The following is a 14,073-nucleotide window of genomic DNA, read 5'->3' as shown; positions in this document are numbered from 1 at the left end:
TCGGTTTTTCTAGCCGACTTGCTTCACCTGCAGCAACAGTGCCTGCAACTGGTCGCGGTCGAAGGGCTTGGGCAGGCGCAGCACTGAGTCGGCCAAGGTATCCAGCCGCCCCGCATAACCGGTGGTGAGTACACAGGTCAGCTCCGGATGGGACTGGCGCACCTTCTGGATCAGTAGCATGCCGTCCATGTCCGGCATGGCGAAATCGGTGATGACCAGGTCGAAGCTCGCCTGCTCCAGCAGTTGCAGCGCCGCCCGCGCGGAGTCGGCGCGGGTCACCGCGCAGCCGAGGTCCGAGAGCAGCGCACTGGTGCCCGCGAGGACCAGCGCGTCGTCATCGACCACCAGCACATGCAGCCCCAGCGGCTCATTGATCTCGGCATAGCGCTCGTCGGCAGGCGCCGTGTCCGCGGCTTCCGGCTCCGCCTTCACTTTCACCGCCGGCAGCCAGATTTCCGCCGTGGTGCCCATGCCCGGCGTACTGCGCAGCAACAGCGCGCCGCCTTGCTGCTGGGCCAGCCCGTGGACGATGGACAACCCCAGCCCCGTACCCTTGCCAGTGGGCTTGGTGGTGAAGAACGGCTCCGCCGCGCGGCGCAGGGTATCCTCGCTCATGCCCTGTCCCGAATCGGTCACGGCCAGGCACACGTACTCCCCCGGGGCGAGCTTGCCGCTCTGGCGCGGGCCGACTACCGCGTTACGCGCCGAAAAGGTGATGCTGCCGCCATCAGGCATGGCATCGCGGGCATTGGTGGCGAGGTTGATGATCGCCAGTTCCAGCTGGTTCTGGTCGCTCATTACGCAGTCCAGCTGCAGCGGGAAACGCGTCTCCAGGCTGATGGTCGGGCCCAGCGAGCTGACCAGCAGCTCGCTCATCTCCTGCAGCAGCGCCGGCAGGTGCAACGGTTGCGGGAACAGCCGCTGCTTGCGGGCAAAAGCCAGCATTCGCTGGGTCAGCTGGGCGCCCCGGCGGGTCGCCTCCAGGGCGTTCTTCCAGATGGTCTGGACCTTGTCGTTGTCCTTGGGCAGGTGCCGCTGGAGCACCTGCAAGCCACCGAGAATCACCGTCAGCAGGTTGTTGAAATCGTGGGCAACGCCGCCGGTGAGCTGGCCGAGGGACTCCATCTTCTGCGACTGGATCAGCTCGTCGCGGGCGTGCTCCAGTTCCTCCTGGGCGCGGCGCTTGTCGGTGATGTCACGGGTGATCTTGGCGAATCCCATGAGTTCCCCGGCATCGTCGTACACCGGGTCGATGACGATGTTGGCCCAGAAGCGCGAGCCGTCCTTGCGCATCTGCAGGCGCTCTTCCTCGTAGCGCCCTTCGGCCAGCGCGGTGCTCAGGCTCGCCTCGGGAATGCCACCCTGGCGGTCCTCGTCGCAATAGAAGCAATCGAAGCGGCGGCCGATGATCTCTTCCGGGTGATAGCCCTTGATCCGCGCCGCTCCCGGGTTCCAGCTGGTGACGTTGCCGCTGGGGTCGAGCATGTACAGCGCGTAGTCGGTGACGCCGTTGACCAGCAGGCGGAAGTGTTGCTCGCTGCGCCGCAGCGCCTGTTCGGTCTCGTGCTGCTCGGTGCGGTCGCGGGTGATCTTGGCAAAGCCGAGCAGCTCGCCCGAGCCATCGCGAATGGCGTCGATCACCACGTGGGCCCAGAACGAGCTGCCGTCCCGGTGCAGGCGCCAACCTTCGCTTTCGTAGCGGCCGACGCGGGCCGCTTCGCCCAGTGCCAGCTCGGGCAGGCCGGCTTCGCGGTCGGCGGGGGTGTAGAAGCGGGAAAAGTGCTGGCCGAGGATTTCGTCGGCGGCGTAGCCCTTCAGACGCTGCGCGCCGGAACTCCAGCTGCTGACCCGGCCGTCGGGGTCGAGCATGTAGATGGCGTAGTCGGTGACCGCTTCGACCAACAGGCGATAGCGGGCGTCTTCGACGAGCTGGGCGGTGCTGGCGATGGTATCGGGCATGAAGTCTGCGCTCCCTCGGCTCATTGCAGCAAAGCATAGGCTCGCCAATCCTACCGAAGATGCCGCCCGACGGCGTAGCCCCTGGCCCGCAGCCAGTCGGTGGAAAACTCTGAACCCCGGTGGCGCGCTCCCGTCAACACAGTAGTCACACCCAATGCCTCGACCATCGAGGCCCCATCACCCGATCGGGAGAATCGTCATGAATGGATCCGTCATGAAAGGAACCGCCATTTTCCGAGGCGCCATGGTTTGCGCGGCCCTGCTGTTCGCCGGCCCGCTGCTGGCCGATGATCCGCATGCCCAGGCGCAGAACTTCGCCACCGAGGCCTCCGCCGCCGGCATGGCGGAAATCGATGCCGCCAAGCTCGCGCTGAAGAAGAGCCAGTCCACTGACGTGAAGACCTTCGCCCAGCACATCATCGACGATCACACCAAGGCCAACACCGAGCTCAAGGCCATCGCCCAGAACCAGAAGCTCGAGCTCTCCGACTCGCCCAGCGTGATGAACCAGGCCAAGGCCAAGGTGCTGGACGTGCGTGATGAATCCTTCGACGCGGCCTACGCCAACAACCAGGTGAGCGCCCACGAGGATGCAGTGAAGCTGTTCACCGATGCGGCGAACAATTCCGCCGACACCCAGATCAAGGCCTTCGCCCAGAAGACCCTGCCGGTGCTGCAGCAACACCTGGAGATGGCCAGGGAACTGGTGAAGGCGCATCCATCGAAATAATGGAGTAGTGGCGTCCGGCCGAGCACCACTGATCGGCCACCGCCGACTTCGCCCGCGTTCGCGAAAGCGTGCCCTCATCGCGGACGCAGCCCGCTCCTGCGAGCGCGTGGCCGGTTCCGGTGCTACCCGAACACCGGAACGGCAAGGCGCTTCCCAGGAGCGGATCCTATCCGTGAAATCCTGGCAGGACCTGCCGTACCCGGGAAAGACAGTTGCCCCCGCCCGACATATCGCGCCTTGGCCGCGTGCTCAGCCCACCACCAACCGACTCGAGCGTTCGCCCACCACCATCTCGGTGATCCAGCGCACCAGGATGTCGGTGTAGGCCTCCTGCGAGCGTTCGCTGGAGAGCGCGTGGTCGGCCTGGTCGATGATCCGGTGGGTCAGCGAATGGGTGCGCTGGAAAGCGGCACGGTAGCTCATGATGGTCGGACGGGGAATGAAGTCGTCGTGCTCGGACTCCACCAGCAGCACGTCGCCCTTGAATCCGCTGCAAGCCTTCAGCGCGCGGTTGCTGGCGGCCGGAATGTGGCTGGAGCGGTACTCCATCAGGTCGTCGCGCGGCAGGTCGCGCTTGGGCACGTTCCAGTCCTCGTCGCGGTAGATCGCCGGCACCCGCAGGCCCAGCCAGCGCACCGCGCGCAACTCGGTGAGGATCGCCGCCAGGTAACCACCGTAGCTGGTGCCCACCACGGCAACCGCCTCGGGGTCGATGCGCGGGTGCGCTACCAGGCGGTCGTAGGCCGCCAGCAGGTCGCGCAGGTTGTCCTCGCGGGTAATCGATGCCTGCAACGCCTCGCCCGCGCCATGGCCGGCGAGGTCGAAGGTCAGGCACACGCAACCCAGCCCGGCGATACCACGGGCGCGCTTGAGGTCGCGTTCCTGGCTGCCACCCCAGCCATGCACGAAGAGCACGCCCGGCACATGGGTGCGCGGGCTCAGGAAATTGCCCTGCAAGCGCAGGCTGCCCACATCGATGTCCACCTGCTCGTCGGTGGAGATGGCTGAGTAGCGCTCGTCATTGGAAAACATAGGGCTCCACCATCGCGTATTTCATGAGGAAGTCGCCGTTGGCGTCCGGGCCGCGATAGAGCACGCGCGTATTGTCCGGCAAAGGCTTGTCCTCGAAGATTTCGAATGTCGACGCGCGCACCACACAGAGCGTGGGATCGGCGACGAAGGCTTCCAGCGCAGCCAGTTCCGCGCCGCTGGCCCCGCCGATGCGCCAGGACTGTTCGAGCACGCCGGAGCAATCCTGGCCCTGGGCGTCCACGCCCTGGGCCACGTCGTAGTTGCGGCGCGAGGCATAGAACCCCGGCAGCAACTGGTGCGCCGCGCGGTCGAACTGCACGGCCTGGCGGATCGCCTGCTGCACCGAAGCGACCAGGTCCAGCGCCAGCAGGCAGTCGAAATCGCCGCGTACTACCAGCAGGTCGCTGCCCCCATACACCAGCTCGCCGCGCGGGTTGCGATTGTGCTGCTGCACGCCGTGGTAGCTGAGCAGCACGCCGTTGATCATCACCTGTCCCACGCTGTGGGTCCGGACATCGCGCAGGTCGTCCTCGATCACCAGCCCTTCGAGGTAGTCGCTCTCCTCGTAGCAGGCCAGCGCGTCGGCCAACTGGTCGATGTCCTCGACCACCTGCTGGCCCTGCCCGCCACGGCTGGACGCCGGCTTCAGGCGTTGCGGCCCGCGCTGCAGGCGCGCACTGGCGCAGCGCACCGCATCGTTGTGGCAGAACACACTGTGGCCATCGAGTACCAGCGGCTTGACCCGGGCGGCGAAGGCTTCGCTCCAGCCGCGCGGGGTCAGGGTGGGACGCTCGAACAGCGGATGGACAATGGCCTTGCCGGCCTGGAAGGCGCGCTCGACGAAGCCGCCGAACAGTTCCAGCGGGCCGTGGATACCCAGTTCGGCAGCCTGCTGGCGCCCCACCACCGTGGCGTCCGGAACCCAGTAGAGGGGGCGGCCCGCCGAGCGCTCTTCGGGCGATTGCGGACTGAAATCCAGGCCCTGGATCTGCGCCAGCCAGGCGGCCAGCGCTTGGTGCGTCTGCCGGTCGGCGGGTTGCGCATCGGGGGCCAGCGCGCAGGTCACGACCAGGCGTGAGCGGTCGGCATCGTTCATCGGTTTCCCTCGGTCAGGCTGTATGAACACTCGACTGATGGAACAGTCATCGGTTCTACGCACATGACGAACTGCCGGTGCGAAACCTTGCATATCCCGAACGACCCGCCGGAGGACACATGGACCAGGACCGCGAAGCACAGATCCGCCAGAAGGCCCACGACCTGTGGGTCGCCGAAGGCAAACCCAGCGGCCAGGCCGAGCGCCACTGGAAGCTCGCCGAGCAGAGCCTCGACCAGCCCCTGCCCGTGGAGCGCGCCCAGGGCCTGGATTACAAGGGCAAGGACAACCCCCGCCGCGAAGCGTAGCGGCAAGGCATATTGCAACCGGCGAAGCGGCACATCGTGCACTTTGCTGGTTGCACATCGCCATTTTATCCGCCTTATTTCCTTATATTTCAAATACTTATAAACCATCCAAAGTCTGGTACGGACCCTGCTTGCTTCATTACCTGACGCCTGCGCATTCAGTCGGGCGTCACCTTCCGTTCTTGCCACAACCACCCACTACGAGGGCAGCCACCATGCTGAATCCACGGACGCCGTTCGACCCAAGCGCCGTCGCTCCGCTCCCGTTTGGGCGAAAGCCGGAGCGTGCGCCGCCGCCCTGAACCCATCGGCGGAAATTCGAAACTTCGTCCTTCGCCGCCCAGTCAGCCGAAGGACATCGTCACCACCATGGAGAGACCCACGGGCCCGGCAGGAAACGCCGGCCCCGCTGAAAAGACGCCCCGCTGACAAGAGAGGAATGAACAATGCGCAACCAGCTGGCCGATGTGCGCCTGGAAGAAGCCACCGTCAATCTCACCGCAATCCCCACCCCGGCCGATGGCGCGCCGCCCCAGCGACGCAAGCGAATCCTCTTCGCGACCTCCGAATTCAGTGACTTCGTCAAGGCCGGCGGCCTGGGCGACGTGTCCGCCGCCCTGCCGCGCGCACTGCTGGCCGACCACGACATCCGCGTGCTGATTCCCGGTTATCCGCAGGTGCTCAAGGGCGCCGTGGCGTGCCGGGTGGTCGGCCGCCTGCCGGGCCTTGCCGCGCTGCCCGCCTGCGATATCGGCGAGCTGAAGCTGGCCGACGGCCTGATCGTCTACGCGGTGATCTGCCCCGAGCTCTATGATCGTCCGGGCACGCCCTACGTCGACCAGCATGGCCAGGAGTGGGCGGACAACCACATCCGCTTCGCCCGCCTGAGCCTGGCCGCGGCCGACATTTCCGCCGGCATGAGCGAACTGGGCTGGTGCCCGGACCTGCTCCACGTCAACGACTGGCCCACCGCCCTCGCCCCGGCGTACATGGCCTGGCGCGGGCAGATCACCCCCAGCGTGCTGACCATCCACAACCTCGGCTACCAGGGCTCCTGCCCGCTGGGCTGCTGCGCCGAGCTGGGCTTGCCCGAGGCGGCCGGCCTGCCGGGCAGCATGGAGTTCTACGGCAAGCTGTCGTTCCTCAAGGCCGGCATCAGCCACGCCAGCCACATCACCACGGTGAGCGAAACCTATGCACGCGAAATCACCGGCGAGGAGTTCGGCTGCGGCATGCATGGCGTGCTCGCCCAGCGCCGCGACCGCGGCCAGCTCAGCGGCATCACCCATGGCATCGACGCCACCTGGGACCCGCTGAACGATCCGCACCTGATCGAAGGCTTCGACGCCACCCGTCTGGCCGGCAAGCGCCGCAACGCCGAGTACATCGAGAAGCAGTTCGGCCTGCTGCCGGGCCGCGGCCCGCTGTTCGCCGTGGTCTCGCGCCTGGTGCACCAGAAAGGTATCGACCTGACCCTGGCGATCGCCGACGAGATGGTGGCCGCCGGTGGACGCCTGGTCTCCATCGGCTGCGGCGAGCCGGAGCTGGAACAGGCCATGCGCGACCTGGCCGAGCGCTACCCGGGCCGGGTCGGGGTGCAGGTCGGTTTCGACGAGACCACCGCCCGGCGCATCTATGCCGCCAGCGACTTCCTGCTGATGCCCTCGCGCTACGAGCCCTGCGGCCTCAGTCAGATGTACGCCCAGCGCTTCGGCTCGCTGCCCATTGCCCGGCATACCGGCGGGCTGGCCGACACCATCATCGATGGCGTCACCGGTCTGCTGTTCCGCGACGAGACCCCGGCCAGCTACTTCGATGCCGTGCGCCGCGCACTGAACATCTACCGCTACCCCGAGCTGCTCAACGCCATGCGCTGCAAGGCCATGGAATCGCCGCTGCTGTGGGAGGACGCCGTGCGGCCCTACACGTCGCTTTACCAACGCCTGCTGCAACGCGTGCCCGCGCAGGCCGTGCGATGACCGCGCGGCACGGTGCGCAGGTCCTGCCCGGCGGCAGGGTGAGGTTTTCGCTGTGGGCGCCGGATGCGCAGCGTGTCGAAGTGGAACTGAGCGGCGGCCAGCGCCACGACCTGGAGGCCAGCGCCGACGGCTGGTTCAGCGCCGAGGTGCCGGCCATAGTCGGGCAGACGTACCGCTACCGCATCGACCATGAACTGAGCGTCGCCGACCCGGCCTCCCGTTCCCAGGCCGGCGGCGTCGAAGGCGAAAGCCTGGTGGTCGACCCCGCGCTGTACCGCTGGCAGCATCCGCAATGGCGTGGCCGGCCGTGGCACGAAGCGGTGATCTATGAAGTCCACGTCGGCCTCTTCGATGGTTTCTCCGCCCTGCAGGGCCGCCTCGCCGAACTGGCAGCGCTGGGCGTCACCGCCATCGAGCTGATGCCGCTCAACGCCTTTCCCGGCCGGCGCAACTGGGGCTACGACGGCGTACTGCCCTACGCGCCGGCAGGCGCCTACGGCGTGCCGGACAGCCTGCGGCAGTTGATCGACACTGCCCATGGCCTGGGCCTGATGGTGTTGGTCGACGTGGTCTACAACCACTTCGGTCCGCAGGGCAATTATCTGAATCGCTACGCCAGCGCCTTCTTCCACCGGGAGCAGCAGACGCCCTGGGGGCCGGCCATCGATTTCAGCCAACCGGCGGTGCGCGAATTCTTCATCGGCAATGCCGAGATGTGGGTGCTCGAATACCGCGTCGATGGCCTGCGGATCGACGCCGTGCACGCCATCGGCGACGAGGACTTCCTCCTCGAACTGGCCAGCCGCGCCCGGCGGGCCGCCGAGGGTCGCGAATTGCACCTGGTGCTGGAAAACGAGAACAACCAGGCGCACCTGCTGCAGGGCCCTGCCGAGCAGGGGTTCGACGCCCAGTGGAACGACGACCTGCACCACTGCCTGCACGTGCTGCTCACCGGCGAGGACGAGGCGTACTACGTCGATTACGCCCAGCAGACCATCGAAAAGCTCTGCCGCTGCCTGCGCGAGGGCCTGGTGTTCCAGGGCCAGGCCGATTACCGCGGTGTCGAGCGCGGCGAACCCAGCGGCGCGCTCAGCCCGCAGGCCTTCGTGGCCTTCCTGCAGAACCACGACCAGGTCGGCAACCGCGCGCTGGGCGAGCGCCTGAGCATGCTCACGCAGACCGACCGCCTGCGCGCGGCGAGCGCCCTGGTGATGCTCTCGCCCATGGTGCCGATGCTGTTCATGGGCGAGGAATGGGGCGAGCAGCAGCCGTTCCTGTTCTTCACCGACTACCAGGGCGACCTGGCGCGGGCCGTCACGGTTGGCAGGCGCGAGGAGTTCAAGCGCTTCGCGCGCTTCTCCGAGCCTGGCGCTGCCGCCTGGATTCCCGATCCCAACGACTACCAGACCTTCGTTGCCTCGCGCCCGCGCCCGGACCAGGGCGACCCGGACTGGCGCGAGCACTACCGGCAACTGCTCGAACTGCGTCACCGCTGGCTCGTCCCGCAGTTGCCCGGCAGCCGCGCGCTCGACGCTCAGCCCCTGGGCGAACGGGCGCTCAGCGCGCGCTGGCGCCTGGGCGACGGCAGCCTGTGGCGCATCGACCTGAACCTGGGCACGGAAGAAGTCGCCATCGAACCGCCGGGAGAAAGCGCGCAGTTGCTGTTCTGCCTGGGCCAGACCGCCGCGCACTATCGCCACGGCTGGCTCGCCGGCGCCGCACTGGTGCTGTCCCTGGAGCCCAGCCTGCAGCTGAGCCCGGAGGCTTCCCGATGAGCGACCCGCAACTGGAACGTCTGGCCAGCGCCGCCGGGCTGGCCATCGACTGGATCGATGCCGACAACCGGCCGCAGCGGCTGACCGGCGAAGTCCAGCGCAACGTACTCGAGGCCCTCGGGTTTGCCGCCCAGAGCCCCGAGCAGATCAGCCAGAGCCTGGAACTGCTGGAGCAGCGTCGCGCGCAGATGCCGGCGCTGATCACCGCCGACCGCGACCGCCCCATCGACGTACCGGCCGCGACCGGTAGCCGCTACAAACTGTTCAACGAGGACGACAGCGGCCACAGCGAAGGCCATGTCGACGAGCACCGGCAGATTCCCGCCGTCGCGCACAGCGGCTATCACACGCTGCACCTGGGCGAGCACGAGATCATCGTCGCCGTCGCACCACCGCGCTGCCCGTCGGTGGCGCAGTACTGCGGCGGCCGGGAACGGGCATGGGGTGTCGCCGCGCAGCTGTATTCACTGCGGCGCGAGCAGGACGGCGGGGCCGGCGACCTGGCCGCCCTCGCCCAACTGGTGCGTGCCGCCGCCAGCCGGGGCGCGGACGCCGTGGCAATCAGCCCGCTGCATGCAATGTTCCCCGCCGCACGGGACATCTTCAGCCCCTATTCGCCTTCCAGCCGTCTGCTGTTCAACGAGCTGTATGCCGCGCCCGGTCTGGTGCTGGGTGACGAGCTGGTACGCCAGGCAGTGACGGCAGCCGGGTTGGAGGCGGAACTTGCACGCCTGGAACAGCTGCCGCTGGTGGACTGGCTGGGCGTGGCCGACCTGCGCGACCGACTGTTGGCGCAGCTGTACCAGCAGTTCCAGCAGCAGGACGGCGAACTGCACGAAGACTTCCTCGCCTTCCGCCAGCTGGGCGGCGCCGAACTGCTGCAGCACTGCTGCTTCCAGGTCCTGCAACTGCGCCGCGCCGCCTCCGGCGACGGGCTGGACTGGCGCTTCTGGCCAGAGCCGTACCGCGATGCTGCCAGCGCCGAGCTGGGCCACTTCATGGTCGACGAGGAACAGGCGATCAGCCAGCAGGCCTTCGGTCAGTGGCTGGTCGCCCGCGGCCTGCAACAGGTGCAGCGCGAGGCGCGCGAGGCTGGCATGGGCATCGGGCTGATCGCCGACCTTGCCGTGGGCGCCGAGCCCTCCGGCAGCCAGGCGTGGATGCGCCAGGACGAACTGCTCAATGGCGTCAGCGTGGGCGCGCCGCCCGACATCCTCAACCGCGCCGGGCAGAACTGGGGCATCTGCGCCTTCTCGCCCGAAGGGCTGCGACGCAACGGCTTCCGCGCCTTCATCGAGATGCTGCGGGCCAATCTGCGCTATGTCGGCGGACTGCGCATCGACCATGTGCTCGGCCTGCGTCGCCTCTGGGTCATCCCCGCCGGCGCACCGCCGGAAGCCGGCGCCTATCTCGACTATCCGCTCGACGACCTGCTGCGGCTGATCTGCCTGGAAGCCGAGCGCGCCAATGCGATCATCATCGGCGAAGACCTCGGCACCGTCCCTCCGGGCCTGCGCGAGAAGCTGGCGGAGCGCGGCATCCTCGGCATGCGCGTGCTGCTGTTCGAGCAGCAGCACGGCCATTTCACCGCACCATCGCAGTGGCCGGACAACGCCCTGGCCACCACCACCACCCACGACCTGCCGACGCTCGAAGGTTGGCAGCAGGCGCGCGACGTCGACTGGCGCGAGCGTCTCGGCCACAGCTCGCGCGAGGTGTCCGCGCAGGACCGCAACAGCCGCCAGCAGGAGACCTTCGCCTTGCGCCGGGCGCTGAGCGACAGCGGCATCGACAACGAGCCGCTGCTCGACGGCGCCATCGAATTCATCGGTGCCACCCCCGCGCCGCTGGTACTGCTGCCCCTGGAGGACGCATTGGCCTGCGTGGAACAACCCAACCTGCCCGGACCGGGCGATACCCATCCCAACTGGCGGCGACGCTTCGAACGCAACGCCGGCGAACTGCTCGACGAGCCCCGGGTGCGCGCTCGCCTCGAACGCCTGCGCCGCGCCCGCAACGGAGGCCGCGAGCATGACTGAGATACGCGCCACCCTGCGCCTGCAGTTCAACCGCGAGTTCACCCTGGACGATGCGCTGCCCTGGCTGGACTATTTCGCCCGCCTGGGAATCAGCCATCTCTATGCATCCCCGCTGCTGGCCGCGCAGCCGGGTTCGACGCACGGCTACGACTCGGTGGACCCGACCCGCATCAGCGACGAACTGGGCGGCGAACCGGCGTTGCGCCGCCTGGTAGCTGGGCTGCGGCAGAACGGCATGGGGCTGATCGTCGATACCGTGGCCAACCACATGCGCATCGGCGACGCCAACCCATGGTGGCAGGACGTCCTCGAATGGGGGCTGGACAGTCCCTACGCACACTTCTTCGATATCCGCTGGCACAGCGACGATCCACTGCTGGACCAGCAGGTGTTGCTGCCCTGCCTGGGTGAGGACTACATCGACGAAGTGACTGCCGGGCGCATCCGCCTCGACTACCTGCCGGACTCGGGTCGCTTCCTGCTGCGCTACGGCGAGCAGCGCTTCCCGGTGTGCCCTTCCAGCTACGGCATGATCCTCTGCCACAGCGAAATTCCCGAGCTGCTCGAACTGGCGCCACGCTTCGTCGAGTTGCACCACCACCCGCTGGCCCGGCACCTGGCCGAAGGGCTGTGCCGGCAGGTCGCCGCCCACCTGGCGCCGGACGCCCTGGAGCCGCTGCTGGCGTCCTACCGCGAGGATTGGCACAGCCTGCATCGGCTCATCGACCAGCAGCACTACCGGCTGGCCAACTGGCGGGTGGCGGCAGACGACATCAACTGGCGACGCTTTTTCGATATCAACGAACTGGTCGGCCTGCGCGCCGAGCATCCCGACGTTTTCCACGCCAGCCATCGCTACCTGCTGCAACTGATGGACGAAGGCCTGATCGACGGCCTGCGCATCGACCACGTCGACGGCCTTGCCGACCCGCGCGGCTACTGCCGGCGCTTGGCCCGCGCCACGGGTGGCGCACCGGTCTACGTGGAAAAGATCCTCGGCCCCGGTGAGTCGCTGCCGGCGGACTGGAAAGTTCGCGGCACCACCGGCTACGACTTCATGAACCAGGTATCGCTGCTGCAGCACGACGTACGCGGCGAACCGCAGCTGCGGCACCTCTGGCTGGAAGTCAGCGGCCGCCAGGACGGCTTCGCCGCGGAAGTACGCCAGGCCCGCAAGCATGTGCTCGCCTCACTCTTCGCCGGCGATGTCGAAGGCCTGGCGCAGCAACTCTGGCAGATCGCCCGCTTCGAGCTGGCCAGCCGCGACATCCCGCTGGGCTCGATCCGCCGCGCGCTGTTCCAGTTGCTCACGGCCTTCCCGGTGTACCGCACCTATGCCGGGGCGCTGGGCCGTTCGGAGCAGGACCAGCGCTTCTTCAGTCAGGCCGTGGAAGAGGCGCAGCAGCATCTGGACGCCAGCGACCAGCGCACCCTGGGCTGGCTCGACCGCATCCTCGGCGGTGAGCCGTTGCGCGCCCTGCCGCCCGGCCCGCTGCGGCAGTTGCGCAAGCTCGCGCTGGACCGCTTCCAGCAGCTGACCCCGCCGATTGCCGCCAAATCCCTGGAAGACACCGCCTGCTATCGCTCGGCCGCGGCGCTGGGGCGCAACGACGTCGGCTTCGACCCCGAGCTTCTCGGCAGCGACGTGGACGCCTTCCACCGTGCCTGCGAACAGCGCGCCCGCGACTTTCCCCTGGCGATGCTGGCCACCGCCACCCATGACCACAAGCGCGGCGAAGACTGCCGCGCACGCCTGGCCGTGCTCAGCGAGCGTGCCGAATGGTTCGCCGAACGGGTATGGTCCTGGTGGAAGCTCGCCGCTCCGCTGCGCCAGCACATCGAACGCGGCCCGGCGCCCAGTGGCGGCGACGAGCTGATCCTCTACCAGTGCCTGCTGGGCAGTTGGCCCCTGGGGCTTTCCCCGGACGACGGCGAAGGCATGCGCGACTACCACCAGCGCATCGAGCAATGGCAACGCAAGGCCATCCGCGAGGCCAAGCTGGACAGCGATTGGGGCGCCCCCAACGAAGCCTATGAAAGAGCCTGCGCCGAATTCCTTGCCGGCATCCTGCTCGAAGGGGCCGGCGCGCCACTGCGCCGGGCCATCGCCGAGGCGGCTGCGTACCTGATGCCCGCTGGCGCACTCAATTCGCTGGCGCAATGCGTGCTGCGCAATACCACGCCCGGTGTACCCGACCTGTACCAGGGCAACGAGTTCTGGGACTTCACCCTGGTGGACCCGGACAACCGCCGCGTGCCGGACTACGCCGCCCACGAGGCCGCACTGGAGCACGCGCCGGACTGGCCCGAACTGCTGCGCGACTGGCGCAGCGGGCGAATCAAGCAGGCCCTGCTGGCCGATGCCCTCGGCCTGCGCAAGCGCTGGCCCGCGCTCTTCCTGCAAGGGGACTACCTCGCCCTGGAAGTGCGCGGCGAGCAGGCCAACCAAGTCCTTGCCTTCGTGCGCAGCCACGCCGGCCAGCACCTGCTGGTGGTGGTGCCGCGCTGCGTCGCCGGCCTGCTGGGCGACGCAACGCTACCGCTGGTGCGCCCCGAGGACTGGGGCGATACCCGCCTGCACCTGCCTTCTTCCCTGGCCGCCGTCCGCTGGAGCGGGCTGGCCGGCCCTGTCGATCCGCACGACGGCGAACCGCGCCTGGCCGACCTGCTGCGCGCGGTACCGGTGAACATGCTCATATCAGGAGGTGAACGATGAAGGTCAACGAGCGCAGAGTCAGCGAACTGGCCTACCAGATCTGGGAGTCCGAGGGGCGCCCGGAAGGCCAGCAGGATCGCCACTGGCGCATGGCGCGCAGCCTCGCCGAGGCCGAAGCGGCGAACCAGAACGGCGAGGCCGAGGAGCCGGTGCAGCCGCGCTTCGAAGGCGAGCAGGAGCCGGAGAAGCCCGCCCTGCTGCAGGAGCCGCCGCGCCGCAAGGGGCGCCTGCCCAAGGCCGATCCCGAAATCCCCGCGCAAGCCGTGGGCGAAACCGTGGCCCCCACGCCCAAGCGCGCCGCGCGCAAACCCAAGGCCACCGACGAGCCGGTGCCCGCCCAGCCGGCCAAGCCCAAGCGTACCAAGAGCGCGCCGCCGCCCACGCCCACCGCCCGGCTGGGTAAACCCAAAGAATCCAAGCCCGTCTGACCCAGGAGCCG

Annotated in this window: 10 protein-coding genes; 7 read left to right on the top strand and 3 right to left on the bottom strand. The window is 68.1% G+C overall.

What is annotated here, in order from left to right:
• Positions 1–9 precede the first annotated feature (9 nt).
• Complete coding sequence (locus MJ122_RS07065; RefSeq protein ID WP_239743239.1) at positions 10–1,959, bottom strand: PAS domain-containing sensor histidine kinase; 1,950 nt, start codon at positions 1,957–1,959, stop codon at positions 10–12.
• 214 nt (positions 1,960–2,173) lie between these two features.
• Between MJ122_RS07065 and MJ122_RS07060 the strand changes: the two genes are divergently transcribed.
• Entirely contained in the window at positions 2,174–2,689 is a 516-nt protein-coding gene (locus MJ122_RS07060; protein ID WP_239743237.1) for a DUF4142 domain-containing protein, read from the top strand.
• Between the two features lie 249 nt (positions 2,690–2,938).
• Here MJ122_RS07060 and MJ122_RS07055 read toward each other — a convergent pair whose 3' ends face one another.
• Positions 2,939–3,721 carry an alpha/beta fold hydrolase gene (locus tag MJ122_RS07055; protein WP_088418576.1) on the bottom strand — a complete coding sequence of 261 codons (783 nt, stop codon included), beginning with the start codon at positions 3,719–3,721 and terminating at the stop codon, positions 2,939–2,941.
• Positions 3,708–4,817, bottom strand: a complete 1,110-nt coding sequence (locus MJ122_RS07050) for a DUF3182 family protein (protein ID WP_239743235.1) — start codon at positions 4,815–4,817, stop codon at positions 3,708–3,710. The genes MJ122_RS07055 and MJ122_RS07050 overlap by 14 nt, the downstream gene beginning before the upstream one ends.
• Positions 4,818–4,936: 119 nt before the next feature.
• Between MJ122_RS07050 and MJ122_RS07045 the strand changes: the two genes are divergently transcribed.
• The 6 genes from MJ122_RS07045 to MJ122_RS07020 all read left to right on the top strand — a co-directional run bounded on the left by MJ122_RS07045 (position 4,937) and on the right by MJ122_RS07020 (position 14,062).
• The gene (locus MJ122_RS07045; protein ID WP_239743234.1) at positions 4,937–5,125 is read left to right on the top strand and encodes a DUF2934 domain-containing protein; all 189 of its coding nucleotides are present in this window, start codon (positions 4,937–4,939) and stop codon (positions 5,123–5,125) included.
• Positions 5,126–5,571: 446 nt separating this feature from the next.
• On the top strand, positions 5,572–7,104 hold the full coding sequence (gene glgA / locus MJ122_RS07040) for a glycogen synthase GlgA (protein WP_017517884.1): 1,533 nt from the start codon (positions 5,572–5,574) through the stop codon (positions 7,102–7,104).
• Positions 7,101–8,879, top strand: a complete 1,779-nt coding sequence (treZ, locus tag MJ122_RS07035; protein ID WP_239743232.1) for a malto-oligosyltrehalose trehalohydrolase — start codon at positions 7,101–7,103, stop codon at positions 8,877–8,879. Before glgA ends, treZ begins: the two co-directional genes overlap by 4 nt.
• The gene (gene malQ / locus MJ122_RS07030) at positions 8,876–10,918 is read left to right on the top strand and encodes a 4-alpha-glucanotransferase (protein ID WP_239743230.1); all 2,043 of its coding nucleotides are present in this window, start codon (positions 8,876–8,878) and stop codon (positions 10,916–10,918) included. Before treZ ends, malQ begins: the two co-directional genes overlap by 4 nt.
• On the top strand, positions 10,911–13,634 hold the full coding sequence (treY, locus tag MJ122_RS07025; protein ID WP_239743228.1) for a malto-oligosyltrehalose synthase: 2,724 nt from the start codon (positions 10,911–10,913) through the stop codon (positions 13,632–13,634). The genes malQ and treY overlap by 8 nt, the downstream gene beginning before the upstream one ends.
• Complete coding sequence (locus MJ122_RS07020; protein ID WP_088418564.1) at positions 13,631–14,062, top strand: DUF2934 domain-containing protein; 432 nt, start codon at positions 13,631–13,633, stop codon at positions 14,060–14,062. The genes treY and MJ122_RS07020 overlap by 4 nt, the downstream gene beginning before the upstream one ends.
• Positions 14,063–14,073 lie beyond the last annotated feature (11 nt).

Source organism: Pseudomonas sp. DP-17, from assembly GCF_022380625.1.
Lineage (GTDB): Bacteria > Pseudomonadota > Gammaproteobacteria > Pseudomonadales > Pseudomonadaceae > Pseudomonas > Pseudomonas nitroreducens_A.
Note: the sequence above shows the minus strand (reverse complement) of the source record. Positions and strands in the feature narration are given on the sequence as shown.

Coding starts and splice junctions, on each gene's coding strand:
- MJ122_RS07065 (WP_239743239.1), bottom strand. CDS start 1,959: ATGCCCGATACCATCGCCAGCACCGCCCAGCTCGTCGAAGACGCCCGC.
- MJ122_RS07045 (WP_239743234.1), top strand. CDS start 4,937: ATGGACCAGGACCGCGAAGCACAGATCCGCCAGAAGGCCCACGACCTG.
- malQ (WP_239743230.1), top strand. CDS start 8,876: ATGAGCGACCCGCAACTGGAACGTCTGGCCAGCGCCGCCGGGCTGGCC.
- glgA (WP_017517884.1), top strand. CDS start 5,572: ATGCGCAACCAGCTGGCCGATGTGCGCCTGGAAGAAGCCACCGTCAAT.
- treY (WP_239743228.1), top strand. CDS start 10,911: ATGACTGAGATACGCGCCACCCTGCGCCTGCAGTTCAACCGCGAGTTC.
- MJ122_RS07060 (WP_239743237.1), top strand. CDS start 2,174: ATGAAAGGAACCGCCATTTTCCGAGGCGCCATGGTTTGCGCGGCCCTG.
- MJ122_RS07020 (WP_088418564.1), top strand. CDS start 13,631: ATGAAGGTCAACGAGCGCAGAGTCAGCGAACTGGCCTACCAGATCTGG.
- MJ122_RS07050 (WP_239743235.1), bottom strand. CDS start 4,817: ATGAACGATGCCGACCGCTCACGCCTGGTCGTGACCTGCGCGCTGGCC.
- treZ (WP_239743232.1), top strand. CDS start 7,101: ATGACCGCGCGGCACGGTGCGCAGGTCCTGCCCGGCGGCAGGGTGAGG.
- MJ122_RS07055 (WP_088418576.1), bottom strand. CDS start 3,721: ATGTTTTCCAATGACGAGCGCTACTCAGCCATCTCCACCGACGAGCAG.